We start from the raw sequence: 19,363 nt of genomic DNA, 5'->3' as shown, positions 1-19,363 counted from the left end.
GACGGTACGGACGTGACGGAACCCCTGCCGACGAGGGGGGCGGTCAGCGTGATCACGGCGACCGGGTCCTGTCCCTCCCGCACCAGCCACGTCTGTCCGGCGGAGACGGTCGACGCCACCGCCGGAGTCCGCGACCGCCCTGCCGCAGGTACCTCTGCTCACCGGGATCATCCGGCGCGGAGCGGCAGCGGCCGACGTCACCCGACTGGCCACCGCCCTCGGCCTGATCCGACATCCCTGAACCCGAGGTGCGCCGTCGCTCAGGCGACCACCACACCTCGATCCGGAGAAGCGGCCCCGGCCTGGACGGGCGACAGCGCCCGCCCAGGCCGGGGCTCGTTCAGGCCCGGGTCGTTCAGGAGGCGGCGCAGACCGGGGTCAGGCCGGTGGCGGCCCCGGTGCCCTGGAAACCGAACTCGGTGGACTGGCCGGCGCCCACCGCGCCGTTGTAGGCGACGTTGCTGAACTGCACCGCGCCACTGGCGCCGCTGGCATTGGCGTTCCAGGTGTTGGTCACCGTGGCCCCGGACGGCAGGGTGAGCCGGACGGTCCACCCGTTGATCGGCGACGTGCCGGCGGTGACCCGTACGGTGGCGACGAAGCCGCCGTTCCACGAGTTCAGCGAGACCGTGGCCGAGCAGCCGGCGGCCGGCGGCGTCACCGGCGGCGTGGTCGGCGGCGGCGTCGTCACGGGCGGGGTGGTCGGCGGCGGGGTGGTCGGGTCGACCGGCGGGGTGGTCGGCGGCGGGGTCGTCACCGGCGGGGTGGTCGGCGTGGTGGTGCCACGGCCCTTGTTCAGCTCGTCGAGGACCGCGTGGTAGGCGGCCTTCTTCTGGTAGCTGCCGTTGCTGCCGGTGAACAGCAGGCCCCGCTCCGAGGAGCGCCACGACTCGCTGTCGGAGATGCCCCACACGGTGATGCCGGTGCACTTGGCGACGTTCAGGCAGGCCCGGACGACCTTGCGGTAGTTCTCCGCCTGACCGGCGCCGATGTCGTTGTTGCTCAGGTCGTCGTCGATGTCCAGCTCGGAGATGTGCACCTCGACGCCGAGGTCGGCGAAGCGCTGGATGTTGGCCTGGAGGTCGTTGGTGATGACGCTGTTCGGGTTGTCGTTGAAGTGCGCCTGGAACCCGACGCAGTCGATGTACTGCCGGTAGTTGCGGACGATGTCGTACAGCGCGTTGGCCTTGCGGTTCGGGCCACCACCCTGGACGGTCAGGCCCTCGACGTCGTAGTCGTTGATGCAGAGCTTGGTGGTGTACCCGCCGGCCTGGACGACCTGCCTGGCCCGGATGAACGAGTCCCGGATGACGTCGGTGTCGCCGGCGTCGAAGAAGTCGCCGTCGCCGTTGGCGTCCCGGTTCATGGTGTGCGGCCACTGGTTGCGGCGGCGGCCGGTGTTGTTGTCCTCCAGCGCCTCGTTGACGACGTCCCAGTAGGCGATCCGGCTGCCCCAGCGGTTGATGGCGTTGCCGATGAACGTGTTCAGGGTCGCCTGGCTGGCGCCCTGCAACGCGCCGGCCTGCGAGTGCCACACCAGCGTGTGCCCCCGGACCAGCATGTTGTTGCTCTGGGCGTGGTTGACCAGGGTGTCCGCGCCGCTGGTGTTCTGCAGCCCACCGCTCGACGTGGCGATCCGGTCGGGCTTCATGTCGTTCTCGGGGGTCAGTTGACCGAATTCCTGACCGACGCTCGGGTAGAGCCGGTTGGGTGAGGCGGCCACGCCGAAGAACATCCCGGCCTTGGCGGCGGCGGCCCGCAGCGTGGTCTCGGCGGCGACGGCCGGACCGCCGGACTGGACCGCGACCGCGCCGCTCACCAGCATCAACACCGCCGCGGGCAGGGCCGCTCTGATGATCGTCCTGCGCTGTCTCAGGCTGCTGCTCACAGGCTCTCCTCGGTACGTGGCCACAAGCGATCGATTCGTGTTTATGCCTTACGAACGGCCAGTATCGATACCTGCCGGACACACTGTCAACGACTTCCGGAAACATTTCGGAAACTTCCAGCGCCCGGTGGAGCGCCCGAGAGCAGGTCATGCGCAGGTGGGACGGGGACAGCTCCGGGCCGACAGACGTCGACAGGAGCGCGAGCCGCGATCACCGGCGTCGACGGCGGTGCGGGTACCGAAACAATCGGAGCCCGCTTGTTTCGACTTCCGGGTCGGTCGGGTAGGTGGAAGGCTGTGGACCGCGACATGATCAGGGTGCTGCTCGCCGCCTGGGAACGACCCGACTTCCGGGCCGGCCTGCGCCACCTGATCGACCTGGACGAGGTGACGTCCCTGCTCGCCGCGCTGGCCGTCGACGATCACGACGACGAGGTACGCCGCCGGGCGACGGAGCTCCTGCGATCGGCGCTGGAGACAGCGGAGATCCGGGGGGCGGTCCTGCTGCTGATCGAGACCGCCGAGATCCGGCACGGCCTCGCCGCCGCGATCTCGGCCAACCTCACCGACCGCCCGGGCCTCGCCGCGGCGATCCGGTCCGCCGTGGACGATCCCGCCGTACGCGCCGAGCTCCGCCACTGCCTCGAATCAACGGCGATCCGGGCCCTGGTGTGGCAGGTGGCGGAGGACGAGTTCCGTGGCCGTCGACTGACCCTGGTCCGGGAGGCGGCGTCGCTGCTCCTGCGGCACCGTCCCGCCCGTCGCCTGCTCTGGGCACTGAAGCGGCACGGCGTCGTCCGCGAGGCGCGCCGCCGTCCGGCGTCCACCGCCGCCCCGGCGTGACCGTCGAGGGCGACGGCCCGGCGAGGCGGTCGTCGACCGGCGTCCGCGCGGTCCGTCCTCAGCCCACGGCGCAGGGGACGCCGTTGAGCGTGAAGCCGGTCGGCGCGGCGTTGCCGGCGCTCCACCGTCCCTGGAAGCCGAAGCTCGCGGAGCCGTTCGCCGTGAGCACCCGGTTCCAGTCGACGTTGCGGGCCGTCACCGTGGCGCCGCTCTGGCTGACCGTGGCGTTCCACGCGGAGGTGACCTCCTGGTCACCCGGGAAGCCGAAGGACAGGGTCCAGCCGTCGATCGGGGCCGTCCCGGTGTTCTGGACGGTCACGGCCGCGACGAACCCGCCCTGCCACTCGGACTGCTTCTGGTACGTCACCCGACAGGTCGACGGCGACGGAGACGGCGGCGGAGTCGTCGGCGGGGTGCCCGGAAGGGGCCCGTTGACCGTGTTGGACGCGATCGACACGTTGCCCGCCGCGTCCCGGGCCCGCACGTAGTACAGGAGCCGCTGCGTCGGCGGCTGCGGCTGCAGCAGCGGCACCGTGTACGTCGTCGCCGACACGGTGGCGACCAACCGTGAGGTGTACCAGCCGTCGAACCGGTAGACGTCGTACCCGATGACGCCGACGTCGTCGGTCGACGGGGACCAGGAGAGCACTGCTGTCGAGTCGGTCACGTCGCCGACGGTCAGGTTCTGCGGGGCGCTCGGCGGGGTGGTGTCCGGGCCGGTGTCCGTCACCGGGGTGACCACGGTCAGCAGGTTCGAGAAGGTGGAGCGGTGACCGAGGCTGTCACGGGCGGAGATCCGGAAGGAGTACTGCCGGCCGGCCGAGATGTAGTTGGTGATGGTGACAGTGGTGACGGGCCCGACGTTGGCGCTGAAGACGACGTCGCTGAACTCCTGGTAGTACACGATGTCGTACCCGTCGACCGGGCAGCAGCCGGGCGTGGAGGCCGTCCAGGTGAGGGTGATCGACGTCGTGCGGACCTGACTGGCGGCCAGGTTCGTCGGCACGCCCGGCGGGAAGGGCGAGGTGCCCGGCGTGCTGGGCGTCGTGCTGGGCGTCGGCGGCGAGGTGGTCGCGGCCGACCCCGGGGCGCTGCCGGGCGCCGGGGCGACCTCGGGGTACCCGACGGCTGCCGGCCCGCCGGGCGCGGCGGCGTCGGCGTCGGCCGGCGGCGCGGCGACCAGACCGATCCCGAGCAGCGCGACGGACAGCACGGCGAGGGCCGGCAGACCGGGCCGCAGGCGACGGAGCGACGCGGACACAGAGACGCCTACCATGCGTCCACAATGCCGCAACGCATCGATGCTTACCAACGTATCCCACTATCTGGCAGGGCCGGGCGGGCCCGCTCGGCGGCGCGGGCGGCACGGCGGTCACACGACGCCGAGCGGGTTGCGCGACGTGTCCATACTCGACGCATGCAACCCGAGGCGCACCTGACGATCGAACTTGGGCCGCACGAGGCCAGCGCCGAAACCCTGAGGACCGTCGTCCTGCCCTGGTCCGGTCAGACGCTGACGGTCCGGGTGCCGGCCGGCGCCGCCGACGGCTCGGTGCTGCGGCTGCCCGGTATGGGACCGCCGGGGCCAGACGGATCACCCCAGGACGCCTACGTCCTGGTCCGGCGGAGCACGCTGCCGCCGCCGTACGCTCCCCCGCCCGGCGCCCCGCAGTACGGCCCGCCGCCGTACGCTCCCCCACCGGGCCCGCCGCCGTACGGCGCGCCGCAGTACCCGCCGCCGGGCGGCGTCCAGCCCGGCACGCCGCAGTACCCGCCGCCGGGCGGCGTCCAGCCCGGCACGCCGCAGTACCCGCCGCCGGGCGGCGTCCAGCCCGGCGCGCCGCAGTATTCGCCGCCGGGCGGCCCGCAGTACGGCCCGGCACCGTACGGCCCGCCGATGCCGGCGCCCGGCCGGCCGGCGCGGCGCAGGAACGTCGGCGTGATCGCCGGGGTGGTGGTCGTGGCGGTGCTGGCGTGCGGCGTGCTGCCGCTGGCGTTCCTGCTCAGCGGCGGCGACGAGGACGGCAGACCGGTCGGCGGGGTCATCACCACCACCGGGGGACCGTCGGTCACGCCGTCCCCCAGTGTCGTGCCGCTGAGCCCGGACGACTACCAGGCGGCGCTGGCCCGCGCCGACCAGGCGCTGAACCGGGGCTTCCGCACGCTCGGCGGCGCGAAGAACCCGACCGCGGTACGCGCCGCCTCGTCCAGCCTGGCGACGACCGCCGACGACCAGCGCCGGGCGTTGGCCGCGGTGCTTCCCCCGACGGGCGTGAGCGCCGCCCACGCGACGCTGGTCGAGGCGCTGGGCTACCTCTCCTCGGCGCTGGCCGACACCGGCTCCGCCGCCACGTCGGGGAAGGTCTGCCTCGGGTCGGCGGCGGTCGCGCGGGTCAGTCGGGAGGCGGCCGCCACCCAGCTCCGGGTCGCCGCCCAGGCGCTGGCGACCGCCGACCCCAGCCGGGCCTACCGGGTCGGCGCCTTCGTGCCGAAGACGACCAAGGACGGCAACCGGCGGCTCGGCAACGGCGCGTACGTCAAGCGGACCAGGGGCGGGCTCGGTCAACTCAAGATCGAGAACGGCGGCGCCGACACGGTGATCAGCATCGTCCGGGGCAAGACCGCGGTCACCCGGGTCTACGTCCGCGGCAAGAGCGACTTCACGGTGTACGGCATCAAGGACGGCAGCTACCAGATCTTCACGACCAGCGGCAAGGACTGGGACGCCAGGAACAAGGCGTTCAGCCGGGACTGCGACTTCGAGAAGTTCGACGAGTCGCTCAAGTTCACCACCACCTCGCGGACGTACAGCGGGTGGACGATCTCCCTCACCCCCGTGGTGGGCGGCAACGCCAGCACCAGCAGCGTCGACCCGGACGAGTTCCCGGCCGACTGACCACCCGGTGACCGGCCCGTCCGTGACCCGGCCGCCCGCGTACCCGGGCGGCCGGGTCACGATGTCGGACCCGGCGGTTAGCCTGTCGACATGCCGCAGGTGACGCCCCTGAGAGGTGCCGATGGCTGACGCCGCCGACGTACGTCGACTGGCCCTGGCGTTGCCGCACGTCACCGAGGTCGACAGCGACGGGTTCGACTTCCGGGTGGCCGACAAGGGCTTCGTCTGGTCCTACCCCGAGCGTCGGCCGGGCGGGCCGCGCGTCATCCGCACCGACATCGCCGTGCTCTACGTCGGCGACGAGGCCGAGAAGCAGGCGCTGCTCCTCGGCGAGCCCGACCTCTTCTTCACCACCCCCGGCTACGACGGGCTTCCCCTGGTGATGCTGCGACTCGACCGGGTCGACGTCGACCGTCTCGACGAGCTCGTCACCGACGCCTGGCGGATGCGCGCCCCCGAAGCGCTCGCCGGCCAGCTCGGCCCGACCGGCTGAGCGCACGGCCGGCGCCGTCGACCTGCTCGGGTGGTCACGACGTCCCGATCGCCATGCGCTGCCGGGCAATGTTCACCTGGGCGACACTGCCGCCGGGCGTCAAGACAGTTGAATGCCACTGTGCAGAAAATCCGGTTCGCGATATCCGCATTGCTCGTCGCGGTGCTGGTGGCGTCCCTCGGTGCCGTGCCCGCGCGGGCCGCCACTGATCTCACCCTCACCCTCACCGCGGCGGACATGGGCCTGGACCCCGCGGTCATCCGTCAGGTCGTGCCGCAGATCCAGGCCGAGATCCGCCAGGACGGTGGGCTCGGCGCATCCATCAAGAAGGACCTACGGGAGAATCCGCCCGGTGGGGTCGCCGCCCTCGACGTCTCCTCGGTGCCGGACTTCGACGGCACGTTGACGCTGACCCCGGACGGGGCGGGGATGACGCTCACCGTGCCGGCCACGGAGGTCCGGTCGTCGTCGTGGTGGATCCAGCTCATCGCCCTGGCGATCGGCGCTCTCGCCGGCTACGGGCTACGGGTGCTGTGCGTCGGCGCGTTGTTGAGCACCGGCGTGGGCGCGGCGACAGTGCCGCTGATCTGCACCCCCATGCAGGGCGCCGTGACCGGTTTCGTCAGCGGTCTGATCGTACACGCCTTCGCGGGCGACCTGGCGACCGCCGGGGCCTGGGCGGACATCATCATCCGCACGGTCGTCGGCCTGGTCGTCGGCTTCGTCTGGGAGAGGTACGCGACGGGCTTCGCGAAGGACTACCTGCCGGGCGCGTTGAAGAACTTCGGCAACTGGCTACTCGTCAAGGTCCCCGCGTTGCAGTCGGCCTTCGGCGTGCCGTTCGCGGTGGCCGCGGAGGAGGCCGCCGAGTTGGCCATCGAGCTGGAGGAGCACCTGGCCTGGGAGATGCGCGGCTGGAACGTCGAGGGTCAGCCGCTACCGGACCTGCTGCCGCCGCCCACCCCGGGGCGACTGTTCGTCCGGGGCGCCGACCCGAGCGTGATCCGGGTCGGCGACACCTACCACTCGGTGGAGTCCGGTGGGGACGGCATCTACACGAGGTCGGCGGCCAGCCTGGCCGCGCTGGGTGACGCCCCGCCCCGCCGGATCTGGAGCAACCCGGGCCTGGCCGAGCTGTGGGTGCCGCAACTGGTCGCCGTCTCGGGCCGCTACCACGTGTACTTCACCGCCGGGGCGGGCGCCGCCCACCGGATGTACGTGATCAGCTCGTCGTCGCCGACCGGCGGCTACGGCAGCCACCAGAAGCTGAGCCTGCCCGACGACCGGTGGGCGATCGACGGCACGGCGTTCACCTTCGACAACCAACTGTGGTTCGTCTGGTCGGGCTGGGAGGGCGCCACGAACGTCGAGCAGAACATCTACCTCGCCCGGATGACCAACCCCACCACCACGACCGGGCCGAGGTACCGGATCTCCCAGCCCCGGGAGTCGTGGGAACGGGTGGTCGGTGACCCGTTCGTCAACGAGGCGCCCGAGCCGATCGTCGACCCGAACGGGCAGTTGCACATCGCGTACTCGGCCAACGGCTCGTGGAGCGACAAGTACTGCCTCGGTGACCTGCGGCTGCGCAAGGGCGGCGACCCGACGTACGTGTGGGACTGGTACAAGTCGAACGGCTGCGTGTTCGGCTCGGACCCGGCGACCATGATGTCCGGGTACCGTGCCATCCGCAACGCCGACGGTCCCGGCCACCACAGCTTCGCCCTGCCCGGCGGCGATGCGCGCAACGGCGTGCCGGCCGGGTCGAGAGGCCGGTTCCTGTACCACGGGGTGCCGGCGGGCATGACCTACAAGTGGGAGAACCGGGTCTGGTACGAAGGCGCTTTCACCTGGTGGAACACCGTCCCCTACGCCCGGCAGAACGTCCCGGGCCCGAACGTCGACACCGGTTACAGCTTCGGGATGACCGAGGATCCGGACGGTCCGTTGCCGACGCCGCCGTCGGTGACGCCGGCGCCGGGCAACGTGGATCTGCGGGTGCTTCCGTTGGGCGACTCGATCACCCACGGGGTCGGCGGGAGCCCGGCGGGGACCGGTTACCGGGCCCGGCTGTGGGATCAACTGTCGGCCAAGCCCGGGGCGCTGGACTTCGTCGGCTCGGTGGACTCCGGCCAGTTGCCCGACACCGACCACGAAGGGCACCCGGGCTGGCGGATCAGCCAGATCGACAACCTGGTCGGCGACTGCACGGTGCGCCGCTACCGGCCCAACGTGGTCACCCTGCACATCGGCACCAACGACCTGGCCAACAACGTCGACGTCGCGTCGGCGCCGGCCCGGTTGCAGGCGCTCGTCGAACACATCCTCCGGCTGGCCCCGGAGACCACCGTGCTGGTGGCCACTCTCGTGCCGTCACTGACGAGCGTGACCAACAACCGGATCCAGCAGTACAACGCGCGGGTCGCCGGCATCGTCGACGAGCTGCGCGCCGAGGGGCGGCCGGTGCGGCTGGTCAGCATGAGCGCGGTGACCGCCGCGGACCTGACCGACTCGTTGCACCCGAACAACACCGGCTACCGCAAGATGGCCGACGCGTTCGGTCGGGCCGTCACCGACGCCCTCGCCGAAGGGCTCATCCGTCCCCCGGTCGCCGGTGACTCCTCCCCGTGCGGCAGCCCGGCGGGCAACCCGCCTCCCGGCACCCCCCGGCCGGCCGGCTGGAACTGGGTCGGTGAGATCGCCCCGGGCACCGGCCCCCGCGAGCAGGTCCGGTTCGCCGACCTCAACGGCGACGGCCAGGACGACTACCTGCTCGTCGACGACCAGGGGCAGGTCCGGTTGTGGCTGAACCGGCGCAGTGGTGACAGTTTCGGCTGGCAGTTCCGGGGCGAGGTCGCCTCGGGCGCGGGGCCGCGTGAGCAGGTCCGGTTCGCCGACCTCGACGGCGACGGCCGCGACGACTACCTGCTCGTCGGCGACCAGGGCCAGGTGCAGGCGTGGCGCAACGCCGGCGTCGGCGACGCGGTGTCCTGGACGGCCCTGGGCGTGGTCGCCCCCGGGGTCGGCGCGACCCGCGACCAGGTGCGCTTCGCCGACATCGACGTGGACGGTCGGGTGGACTACCTCGTCGTCGGTGACCAGGGCCAGGTGAAAGCCTGGCTGAACGCGTACGGCGCCGGCGGCCCGGGGTGGAGTTACCAGGGCGAGGTCGCCACCGGGGTGGGCTCGACCCGGGACCGCGTCCGGTTCGCCGACCTCGACGGCGACGGCCGCGACGACTACCTGACCGTCAGCGACCAGGCGCAGATCCGTGGCTGGCTGAACGACGTCGGATCCGAGCGACCGTGGATCTATCAGGGTGACGTCGCCGGCGGCGTCGGCGCGACGAGCGCCGAGCTCGCCCTGGCCGACGTCAACGGCGACGGCCGCGACGACTACCTCGTCGTCGGCGAGCAGGGGCAGGTCCGCGCCTGGCTCAACGACCGGTACGGTCGCCCCGACCCGTGGGACTGGCAGGGCCTGATCGCGACCAGCGGCGTCGGCCGGGAGCAGGTACGGCTGGCCGACCTCAACGGCGACGGACGCGACGACTACCTCGCGGTCGGTGAGCAGGGCCAGGTGCGGGCCTGGCTCAACGTGCGCGACGGTGGCCGGGTCGGCTGGAACTGGCGTGGTGAGGTCGCCACCGGCGCCGGCCCACGTGAGCAGGTGCGCTTCGCCGACCTCGACGGCGACGGACGCGACGACTACCTGCTCGTCGGCGACCAGGGACAGATCCGGCTGTGGCGGAACACGGGAACCGGCGACGCCGTGGCCTGGACGTCGTCGGGTCAGGTCGCCACCGGCGCCGGCCCCCGGAGCCAGGTGCGCTTCGCCGACGTCAACGGCGACGGACGCGACGACTACCTGCTCGTCGGCGACCTCGGCCAGGTCCAGGCCTGGCTCAACACCGGCGTCGGCAGCGCCGTCACCTGGGCGGCCCAGGGCGAGATCGCCGCCGGCGTCGGCGCGGCCGGGAACACCGTCACCTTCGCCGACCTCGACGGCGACCGCCGCGACGACTACCTGGTCATCGGTGGGCGCGGGCAGATCCGGGCCTGGCTCAACAACCGGGGCGGACCCGGCTCGGCCTGGCTGTCGCTCGGCGAGGTCGCCTCGGGCGCCGGCTACCCGGGTGACCGGGTGGAACTCGCCGAGATCAACGGCGATCGCCGGGCCGACTACCTCGTCCTCGACGATCAGGGCGGCATCCGCGCCTGGTTCAACAACGGCGCGGCCGGCGGCCCCACGCCAGGCAACCCCACACCGCTGCCGGGCGCCCCTGACCCGCCGCTTCCCGGCGACAGCCCGGACCTGCCGCTCTGCGTCGCCAACCGCTGCTGACCCTGCGAGGCCGCCGGTGGCCCTGCGCTGAGACGCCGCCGGGCAGGCTGGAAGGGAACGTCACGACCAGCACCGGGCCGAGGTGACCCGGTGCTGGTCGGGCGGGTGGTGGCTACGCCGTCCGGCGGCTCAGCCGCCCGGAGCGCAGGGTGAGCTCGCCGCCCCGCCACCGCTGGCGCAGCATCCGGTCGTGCGAGACCACGACGACCGCGCCGGGGTAGCCCTCCAGCGCGGCCTCGAACTCCTCCACCAGCGTCAGGGACAGGTGGTTCGTCGGCTCGTCGAGCAGCAGGAGGTCGGCGTCCCGGTCCAGCAGGCGGGCCAGCGCGAGCCGACGCCGTTGCCCGACCGACAGCGCGCCGACCGGCGTACGGAAGTCGTCCGGCCGGAACAAACCCATCGACCGCAGACGTTCCCGGTGCTCCTCCGGGGCGCCCACCCGACCCTGGCTGAACGCGGTCAGGAGACTGACGTCCGGCCGGGGCGGCGGGACGTCCTGCGGCAGGTATCCGATCCGGCCGTGGCGTACGACGGCGCCCCGGTCCGGGCGCAGCCGGCCCGACGCCACCTCCAGCAACGTGGACTTGCCCGCCCCGTTGGGACCCGACACCAGCAGCCGCTGGCCGGCGGACAACACCAGCTCGTCGACGTCGAGCCGGCCGTCGACCCGTACGTCGCGCAGTTCCAGCACCGGTCCGTCGAGGCCGTCGGCGTCCAGCGGAGCGTGCAGGCGCAGCGGCTCGGGCGGCTCGGGCACCGGCTCGGCCCGCAACCGCCCGAGTCGCTCGGCCGCGCTGCGCACCCGGGTGGAGATGGACTCCTGCACCCGTCTGCCGTCACCGTTGTACTTGCACTTGTTGTGGTCCCTGATGGCGCGACCGGGGGCCACCCGGTAGGCGGTGGTCGCGCCCCACTCCGTCCAACGCTCGACCTCACCCACCCACTCCGCGTACGCCTGCTCCCAGCGCTGCCGGGCGGCGCGCCTCTCGGCGAGATAGCCGGCGTAGCCGTCGCCGTACCGGCGCACCGTGCGCCGGTCGCCGTCGACCTCGACGATCGCGGTCGCGACCCGCTCCAGCAGCAGCCGGTCGTGGGTGACCACGACGACCGTGCCGTGGTGGCCACGCAACCGGCCCTCCAGCCAGGCCACCGCCTCCTGGTCGAGGTCGTTCGTCGGCTCGTCGAGCAGCAGCAGCTCCGGCTCGGCGGAGAGCACGCCGGCCAGCGCGAGCCGGGCGAGCTGACCACCGGACAGCGTGCCGAGCCGACGATCCCGGTCGAGGTCGCCGACGCCGAGTCTGGACATCGCCGCCTGGACCTTGGCGTCGGCCCGGTACCCGTCCCGCAGTTCGAAGGCCGTCCGCAGCGCGCCGTACTCGGCCATCCGCTCGTCGGTGGCGGACCCGAGCTCCCGCTCGGCGGCGGCGATCCGCCGCCCCAGCTCGCGGATCTCGCCGAGCGCGGCGTCGATCGCGTCGCCGACGGTCGAGTCGTCCGGCAGGTCGACCACCTGGCCCAGGTGCCCCACGCCGCCGGCCGCCGTCACGATGATCTCGCCGTCGTCCGGATCGTCGCGGCCGGCGATCATCCGCAGGAGCGTGGACTTGCCGACGCCGTTCTCCCCCACGATGCCGACCCGCTCGCCGGGCCGGACGGCGCAGGAGACGGCGTCGAACACGCGGCGGTGGGCGAAGGACTTGCTGACGGCCCGCAACGTGAGCTGAGCTGACATGGGACACCTCATTCAGACGATCGCGCCGTTCAACAGGGAGAGCTCGGCGCCCTTCCAGCCGCGCCGCAGCCAGCGGTCGTGCGAGGCGACGACGACCGCGCCGGGCGCCGTCCGCAGCGCGTCCTCCAGCTCCTCGACCAGGCTCAGCGACAGGTGGTTGGTCGGTTCGTCGAGCAGCAGCACGTCCGGTGGCGTGGCCACCAGCAGCGCGAGCGCCAGCCGCCGTCGCTGCCCGACGGAGAGGCGGCCGAGCGGGCGGTCCACGTCGCGCGGGGCCAGCAGACCGAGTTGCGCCAACGACACCGGGTCGGGTCCGGCCGCCGCGTCGTAGACCTGCCGCGGGGTCTGTTCGTCGTCGGGGAAGCGCACCTCCTGCTCCAACAGGCCGATGCGGACGCCGCCGGCCCGCAGCACCGCTCCGGCGTCCGGCACGAGACGACCGGCGATCACCCGCAGCAGGGTGGACTTGCCGGCGCCGTTCGGGCCGGTGACCAGCAGCCGCTCCGATGTGGAGACGTCGAGACGGTCGACGTTCAGCCGCCCGGCCACCGCCACCCCGGACAGCGACACCGCGACCCGGTCGTCTGCCGGGCTGCCGGTGAGCGTCGCCGCGAAAGCCAGCGGGTTCGGGGGTTCGCGCACCTGGTCGCGGGTCAACTCGTCCAGGCGTTGCCGGGCGTCGCGCACCCGTCGGGAAACCTGCTTCTGCACCCGGCCACCGTGCCGGTCGTACCCGACCTTGTTGTTGTCCCTGATGGTCCGCGCGTGGTTGACCGCCCGCGCCGTGGTCCGCACCGCCTCGCGCAGCTCGTCGAGCTGTACCTGCTCGGCCGCGTACTGCTCCTGCCAGCGGATCCGCTCCCGGCGTTTGGCCCGCAGGTACTCGGTGTACGCGCCACCGTAGCGGCTCGCCGTGCCGCGGGTCGGGTCCAGGTCGACGATGTCGGTGCAGACCTCGTCCAGGAACACCCGGTCGTGCGAGGCGACGACGACCACCCCGGGCAGCCCCCGCAACCGCTCCTCCAGGAAACCGACCGCCTCGTCGTCGAGGTGGTTCGTCGGCTCGTCCAGCAACATCGCCCGCGGTTGCCGGATCAGCAGCCCGGCCAGACCCAGCCGGGAACGTTGGCCTCCGGAGAGCGTCGCGAGCGGTCGCGACCGATCCGTGGCGGCCAGCCCGAGCCCGGCCAGCACGAGCTCGGCCCGACGGTCGGCGTCCCAGAGGTCGTGGTCCTGCGCCCACTCGATCTGGTCGCCGTAGGCGGCGAGCACGTCGGCGTCGTCCGGCCGTCGCTCCAGCTCTGCGGTGAGCTGGTCCAGCCTGGTCCGGGCGGCCCGCAGCTCGGCGAGCGAGTCGTCGACGACGTCCTGCACCGTCGCGTCCGGCGCGAACGGCGACTCCTGCCACAGGAAGCCGCAGTCGGCCGGGCGTCGCACCTCGCCGGCGTCGGGCTCCTCCACCCCGGCCAGCAGCCGCAGCAGCGTCGACTTGCCGACGCCGTTCTCCCCCACCAGGCCGATGCGCTGGCCCGGGGACGCGGAGAGGGACGTCCCGTCGAACACCTGCCGGTCACCATAGGATTTCGCCACGTCACGGGCGCACAGAAAGACACTGTCTGACACAGGACACCTGCCACCAGAAGAGATCGAACCTGAAAGGCGATTCGGATCCGGATGCCCGCGCGAGCGCCCCTGACCAGAGCAGGGAGCGCCACCGGCACGAGCGGGGCATGGTGTCAGTAGATCACGAGGTGATCGTACCGCTGCTCCTGCGGACCATCAACCGAAGCGGCTCGCCGGGCCCCACCGCGCCCTGCTCGACCAGATCGACCCGGCGCGGACCCGCCTCGATCAGTTGACAGCGAAACCATCCCGATGGATCGTTGGCATAGACAGAGGTGACCATGATCCCGGCTCGGGATCACATCCTCCCCTTCCCCGCACACCGCCCCGGAAGGACAGCCATGCCCGGACCCGCCACCCGGATCGCCGCAGGCGTCGCCGCCCGGATCGCCGCAGGCGTCGCCGCCGCCGTGGTCGCCACGTCGACCGTCACCGTGCCGGGCTCGCCGGCATCCGCCGGTGAGCCGGTCCAGTACCCCGACCAGGGCCTCGTCTTCTACTCCAGCAACCCGACCGAGGTGGTCGGCCGGCAGGCCACCCCGGACGACGTCTGCCGTCCCGTCCCGGCCGACGCGACCTGGGCGCTCGGCTGGAGCGGCGGCTTCCACGTCGTCCCCGGCTACCGGACCGCCGACTGCGGCGGCCGGGCGGACAACCTCAACAGCTTCCACAGTTGGTCGAAGGGCACCTACCTGTCGTACCGGGCGCCGGCGTACCTCTACGAGCTGCCGCCCCTCCCGGCCAACTGACCGGCGCTCCCGGTGGTCGTCCACCGGCGGCCACCGGGACGACCCGTCCGGGCCGCCGGTCAGGCGCCCACCTCGCGGAGCCGGTCCTGCAGGGCGTGCAGCTCGGCGTAACGACCGCCGGCGGTGAGCAGTTCCTGGTGGGTGCCCTGTTCCACGATGCGGCCCTCGTGCAGCAGGTAGATCCGGTCCGCGTGGCGGACGCTGGCCAACCGGTGGGTGATCAGCACGACGGTACGGCCCCCGGCGAGCTCGCGCAGCGACTCGTACACGGCGTGCTCGGCCCGCGCGTCCAGCGGCGCGGTGGGCTCGTCCCAGATGAGCACCGGCGCGTCCCGGTACAGGCCACGGGCCACGGCGACGCGCTGCCACTGCCCACCGGACAGGTCCCGCCCACCCAGGAAGTACGCGGACAGCACGGTGTGCCACCCGTGGGGCAGGCTGTCGACGACCTCGTCGGCCCGCGCCTGACGGGCGGCGGCGAGCAACGCGTGGTCGTGCGGGTCGACCCGGTCGTGCCGGCCGACCCGGACGTTCATCCGGGCGCTGAGCGGCCAGCGCACCGGTTCCTGCAACACGGTCGTCACCCGGTCGGCCACACTCGTCGGGTCGAGGTCGGCGAGGTCCGTGCCGTCCCAGGTGATCCGGCCGCTGGTGGGCCGGTACAGTCCGCCGAGGAGCTTGGCCAGGGTGGTCTTGCCGGAGCCGTTCTCCCCCACCAGGGCGATGGTCTCGCCGGCCCGGATGGTCAGATCGATCCCACGCAGGGCCGGTGGCGTCCCCTCGCTGCCCGGGTAGCGGAACCCGACCCCGAGCAGGTCGATGCGGGCCGGCACGGCGGGCGCGGGTCGGCCGGTCGACGGCCGGGCCCGGCTCGCCGCGTCGGCCAGGAACTCCTGGTAGTCGGCGATGTAGAGGCCCTGTTCGGCCAGGTGGTTGGCCGCCACGATCAGGCGGGCCAGAGCGCTGGCCCCCACCTGCACGGCGATCGCGGCGGCCCCGGCGACAGCCAGCGGCACCCAGCCGGAGCGCACCAGCAGGCCCAGCCCGGCGTACGTCGCGGCCAGGCCGACACCGGCCAGGGCCCGCCCCACCGCCCGGGTCCGGGCCTGGGCGACGCCGAGCCGCACCCAGTGCCCGTGCAACCTGCCGGCCGCCTGCCGGTACTCGGCCCGCACCAGCGGCTCGGCCTGGTGGGACCGGATCTCGGCGGCGGACTCCCGGCGGACGGCCAGTTCGCCGACCATGTCGATCCGTCGTTGCAGCGTCACCGTGCGGCTCTGGCTCGCGTACTCCAGTCGGGCGGACCGCAGGACCGCCCAGCCCTGCGGCAGCGCCGCCAGTAACAGCACCGGCAGCAGCGCCGGATGCAGCACGCCGAGGGTACCGGCGACCGCGACCATGGCGGTGGCCGCGCCGACCAGGGCCAGCAGGTGTTGCGTCGACTCCTCCAGTCGCATCAGGCCGCGTTCCCCGGCCCGGTGCAGACGGTGGTAGAAGGACGGGTCGTCGAAGGCCGCCAGGTCGGCCCGCAGGGCGGCGTCGACCAGACGTTCCTCGGCCACCAGCCGCACCGTCGGCACCAGCCGGGCCTGGGCCGACTCGGCCACCGTGTCCAACGCGCCCCGGACGACCAGGGCGACGACGACCAGGGTGAGCGCGGGCAGAGCGGCGGCCAGCCGGTGCCGGGCGCTGCCCGGGGCGAGCAGACCGGCCAGCACGTCGGTCGTGGCCAGCAGCCCGAGGGCCGACACGACACCGGAGAGGACGTGCGCGACCAGCACGACCGCCGCCGCGCGGGGCGCCGCCGCCCGGACGACGTCCCACACCGGCCGGACGGCGGTACGGGTCCGGCGCAGGAGCCCGGCCCGGTCGTCCCCCGGGTCGTCCAGCCGCCAGTACGGGGCGTCGAGCTGTGGATCGTCCCGGTCGTCGTTCAGCGCGTACCACCCCCGGGGAGCAGCACCGACGGCAGGTCGCAGTCGGGGTGCATACGCAGCAACTGGTAGGCGATCCCGCCCTCGCCGCTGATCAGCCCCGGCGAGAACGCCTCCCGGGCCAGCCCGGTGACCGGCCCGTGCTCCTCCAACCCGCCGATCACGCAGGCGGCCAGCGTCCGCCGGTCCAGGCCGGCCGGGCCGACGCCGTGCGCCACGGCGGCGTCGAGCAGCTCCCACGCGCCGAGATCGCCGTGGCAGAGGCTGTGCCCCCAGCCGAGCCCGGTCGCCCAGGTGGCGTCGGCCGCCCGGCGCAGCAGGCCCCGGTCGATCCGGTCCGGGGCCGGGGCGCTGTCCAGGGCGGCCAGGCCGATCCCGACCGCGCCATGGCACCAGGCCGCCGCGGTGATCCCGGTGTTCCGCAGGTCCCGCCAACCGCCCTCGACCGGGTCGAACAGCGATTCCTCGTACCCGCGGGCGGCGTCCGCGACGGCCGCGAAGCGGGGCAGGCCGGTGGCCGTCGCGAGCCGACACAGCGCCCAGCCGACCCCGGTGGCCCCGTGGGCGTACCCGCCGAGCCCCTCCGGCCAGCGGGCGCTGGGCCATCGGGCCAACCCGTCGGTGACCGTCGCGGCGGCGACCAGCCGGTCACCGATCGTGGTCGCCAACGACCGCCACCTCGGGTCACCGGTCCGCTCGGCCAGACACAGCAGCGGCACGACCGCTCCGGCGGCCCCGGTCAGCAGATCGACGTCACCGTCGTCGGGGTCGATCTCGGCGGCGGCGGCGACCGCGCGGCCCAGGCCGTCCGGGCCGGCCACCCCCCACCGGTCCAACAGCAGCCAGGCCCAGATCTGGGAACCCGCGCCGACGTAGCCGCCGGACGGCGGCGGACGCAGCGGGGCGCCCGCGCGGCGTTGCGCGGACCGCTGCTCCGGCGCCAGCCGCAGGGTGCGGAGCACGGCGTCACGCAGGGCGTCGACCCCGTCCACCGGATCGGCCCGGCCCCGGTCCACCTCACGCTGGTAGCCGGCCAGCAGCACCGCCACCCCGGCCGCGCCGTTGTAGACGTCCGGGTTGAGCGGTTGGACGGCCCAACCGGTGGCGTTGAGCACGGGAGCTATCCAGGTGACGGTGCCGTCGTCGGCGTGGACCGCCGTGGCGGCGACCCGACGTACCGTCGCCGCGGCCAGGCGGCGGCGACGCCGGTCCAGGTCGTCGAGGACCGGCCTGGCCCGGGGCATCGGCGTGGACCGGGGCAGGTACCCCTCGTTGAGGTACGCGCTGACCAGGGTGGCCCGGATGACCTCGCGTTCCCGGTCGAGGTCCGCCTGCCGCCAGCGGCGCAGCGCGCCGTCGACCAGGTCCTCGGCGGGCAGCCAGGTGGTGCCGCGCGGACCGGTCAGGCGTCCGTCCCGGGGCACCGTGTCGAAGAAGGGCACGTCCCCGTCGAGCAGTTCGGCGACCTCCGCGCCGACCACCTCCGGGTCGGCCGGGGCGAGCGGCGCGTACCGGGCCATGGCGGTGAGCAACCGGGTCGCCCGGGCCACGGCGGCTGGCTCGTCGTGCAGGGAGACCGGGTGCCAGAGCATCCGTCCCAGCTCGGCGTACACCTCGGTGCCGCGGGGCACCACCCGTACCGGGCAGTCCGCGAAGGCGGCCAGGCGCGGGGCCAACCGGCCCGCCCGGTCCTGGGCGGCCAACCGCTCGGTCAGCTCGTCGAAGCCGGCCAGCACGTGCCGCCAGTGGGCGGCGAGGGCCGGGGCCGGGCTGGGATGGTTGGCCGCCGGGGTCACCTCGAACGACGCGGTCCCGAGCCGGGCCCGGTCGGTGCCCGCGTCCACGATCACCGGTTGCTCGACCATGGGCTGTTGCCCGGGCAGCGAGCCCCCGGCGGACATGTCGACCCCGCGCCAGCCGAGCGCCACGCCCCGGCCCGGCAGCAGCCCGGTCCGCAGCGCGGTCCCCTCGATCAGCGCGGTCGCCCGGTCGACGGCCCGGCCGTAACCGGAAGGCGGTTGCGGCGGCAACGGGGTGAACAGGGTCTCGCAGTCCACGACCACCGGCACCGGCCCGACCGCGATGACGTTCTCGGCGTGCAGGTCGGTGCCACCGAGCAGCCGCATCAGCGCCGCCCAGTGGCCCAGGCCCCGGTAGAACGCGGCGAGTTCGGCGTCGTCGGCGCAGTAGCGGTGGACCTCGTACCCGGTCCAGCCGTAGCCGTCCCGGGGCAGCGCGGCCGGCACCCGGACCCGGGTCGTCGCCGGCTCGTCGGGCAGCAACCAGGACAGCAGGTCGGCCAGGGCGGTGTCGACGACGACCGAACGTGGCTTGTAGACGACCGGACCACCGTGGCAGCGCAGGATCGCCACGGTCTGCCCGTTCCGGTGGCTGTCGCCGGCGCCGAGATCCACCCGGGTCAGGTCGCCGGGGCCGTCGGGGACCAGGGCGGCGAGGGCGGGACGGTCGACGGCGAACCGGCCGGCCAGCGCACGGGCCGCGGCGCAGCGGTTACCGATCAGCGTCCGCAGCCGGGGCAGCAGGGTCGGGTAGTGGCTGCCGAGCTGACGCCAGTAGTCGGGCCCGGCGGCGCGGGCGAGGAACTCGTCCCAGCGCCCGGCCGGATCGGGCGCGTGCAGGGCGCCGGTGACCCGGGCGGCGTGGAGTTCGAGCACCAGCACGCGGGCGACCCGGCGGTGCACGCTCTGGTAGAGCTGCTCACGTAGGGAGGCGACCAGGGCGACCCGTTCCGCGCGACCCAGGGCCCCGACGGTCCGGAGCTGGGCTGTCAGATCGGCCAGGTGCGGCTCGACCAGGCAGCCCAGCGCCGGCGCGAACGCGTCGTCCGGGTTGCCGGGCAC

Annotated in this window: 11 protein-coding genes; 5 read left to right on the top strand and 6 right to left on the bottom strand. The window is 73.5% G+C overall.

The window, feature by feature from the left end; genetic code table 11:
• Positions 1 to 355: 355 nt before the first annotated feature.
• Positions 356 to 1,888, bottom strand: coding sequence for an endo-1,4-beta-xylanase (locus O7606_RS02760; RefSeq protein ID WP_281597392.1), 1,533 nt, complete (start codon positions 1,886 to 1,888; stop codon positions 356 to 358).
• Positions 1,889 to 2,185: 297 nt separating this feature from the next.
• On the opposite strand from O7606_RS02760, the gene O7606_RS02755 reads away from it, so the two are divergent.
• Positions 2,186 to 2,731: a hypothetical protein gene (locus O7606_RS02755; protein WP_281597391.1), complete on the top strand. Its 546-nt coding sequence runs from the start codon at positions 2,186 to 2,188 to the stop codon at positions 2,729 to 2,731.
• Between the two features lie 58 nt (positions 2,732 to 2,789).
• On the opposite strand, the gene O7606_RS02750 is transcribed toward O7606_RS02755, so the two are convergent.
• Positions 2,790 to 3,992 (bottom strand): cellulose binding domain-containing protein, encoded by a 1,203-nt coding sequence (locus tag O7606_RS02750; RefSeq protein ID WP_281597390.1) that lies wholly within the window; start codon positions 3,990 to 3,992, stop codon positions 2,790 to 2,792.
• 156 nt (positions 3,993 to 4,148) lie between these two features.
• On the opposite strand from O7606_RS02750, the gene O7606_RS02745 reads away from it, so the two are divergent.
• From O7606_RS02745 to O7606_RS02735, 3 genes are all read left to right on the top strand, one after another.
• The gene (locus O7606_RS02745; RefSeq protein ID WP_281597389.1) at positions 4,149 to 5,627 is read left to right on the top strand and encodes a proline-rich domain-containing protein; all 1,479 of its coding nucleotides are present in this window, start codon (positions 4,149 to 4,151) and stop codon (positions 5,625 to 5,627) included.
• Positions 5,628 to 5,748: 121 nt separating this feature from the next.
• On the top strand, positions 5,749 to 6,120 hold the full coding sequence (locus tag O7606_RS02740) for an MmcQ/YjbR family DNA-binding protein (protein ID WP_281597388.1): 372 nt from the start codon (positions 5,749 to 5,751) through the stop codon (positions 6,118 to 6,120).
• A gap of 150 nt (positions 6,121 to 6,270) precedes the next feature.
• Entirely contained in the window at positions 6,271 to 10,464 is a 4,194-nt protein-coding gene (locus O7606_RS02735) for an FG-GAP-like repeat-containing protein (RefSeq protein ID WP_281597387.1), read from the top strand.
• A 112-nt stretch (positions 10,465 to 10,576) separates the two neighbouring features.
• Here O7606_RS02735 and O7606_RS02730 read toward each other — a convergent pair whose 3' ends face one another.
• Positions 10,577 to 12,196: an ABC-F family ATP-binding cassette domain-containing protein gene (locus O7606_RS02730; protein ID WP_281597386.1), complete on the bottom strand. Its 1,620-nt coding sequence runs from the start codon at positions 12,194 to 12,196 to the stop codon at positions 10,577 to 10,579.
• A gap of 12 nt (positions 12,197 to 12,208) precedes the next feature.
• Entirely contained in the window at positions 12,209 to 13,786 is a 1,578-nt protein-coding gene (locus tag O7606_RS02725; protein WP_281597385.1) for an ABC-F family ATP-binding cassette domain-containing protein, read from the bottom strand.
• A 374-nt stretch (positions 13,787 to 14,160) separates the two neighbouring features.
• Between O7606_RS02725 and O7606_RS02720 the strand changes: the two genes are divergently transcribed.
• Positions 14,161 to 14,568, top strand: coding sequence for a hypothetical protein (locus tag O7606_RS02720; protein WP_281597384.1), 408 nt, complete (start codon positions 14,161 to 14,163; stop codon positions 14,566 to 14,568).
• 59 nt (positions 14,569 to 14,627) lie between these two features.
• Here the strand turns inward: O7606_RS02720 and O7606_RS02715 are convergent, their stop codons facing one another.
• Positions 14,628 to 16,394, bottom strand: a complete 1,767-nt coding sequence (locus O7606_RS02715) for an ATP-binding cassette domain-containing protein (RefSeq protein ID WP_281597383.1) — start codon at positions 16,392 to 16,394, stop codon at positions 14,628 to 14,630.
• Between the two features lie 107 nt (positions 16,395 to 16,501).
• Complete coding sequence (locus O7606_RS02710) at positions 16,502 to 19,363, bottom strand: type 2 lanthipeptide synthetase LanM family protein (protein ID WP_281597382.1); 2,862 nt, start codon at positions 19,361 to 19,363, stop codon at positions 16,502 to 16,504.

The organism is Micromonospora sp. WMMD882, from assembly GCF_027497255.1.
Lineage (GTDB): Bacteria > Actinomycetota > Actinomycetes > Mycobacteriales > Micromonosporaceae > Micromonospora.
Note: the sequence above shows the minus strand (reverse complement) of the source record. Positions and strands in the feature narration are given on the sequence as shown.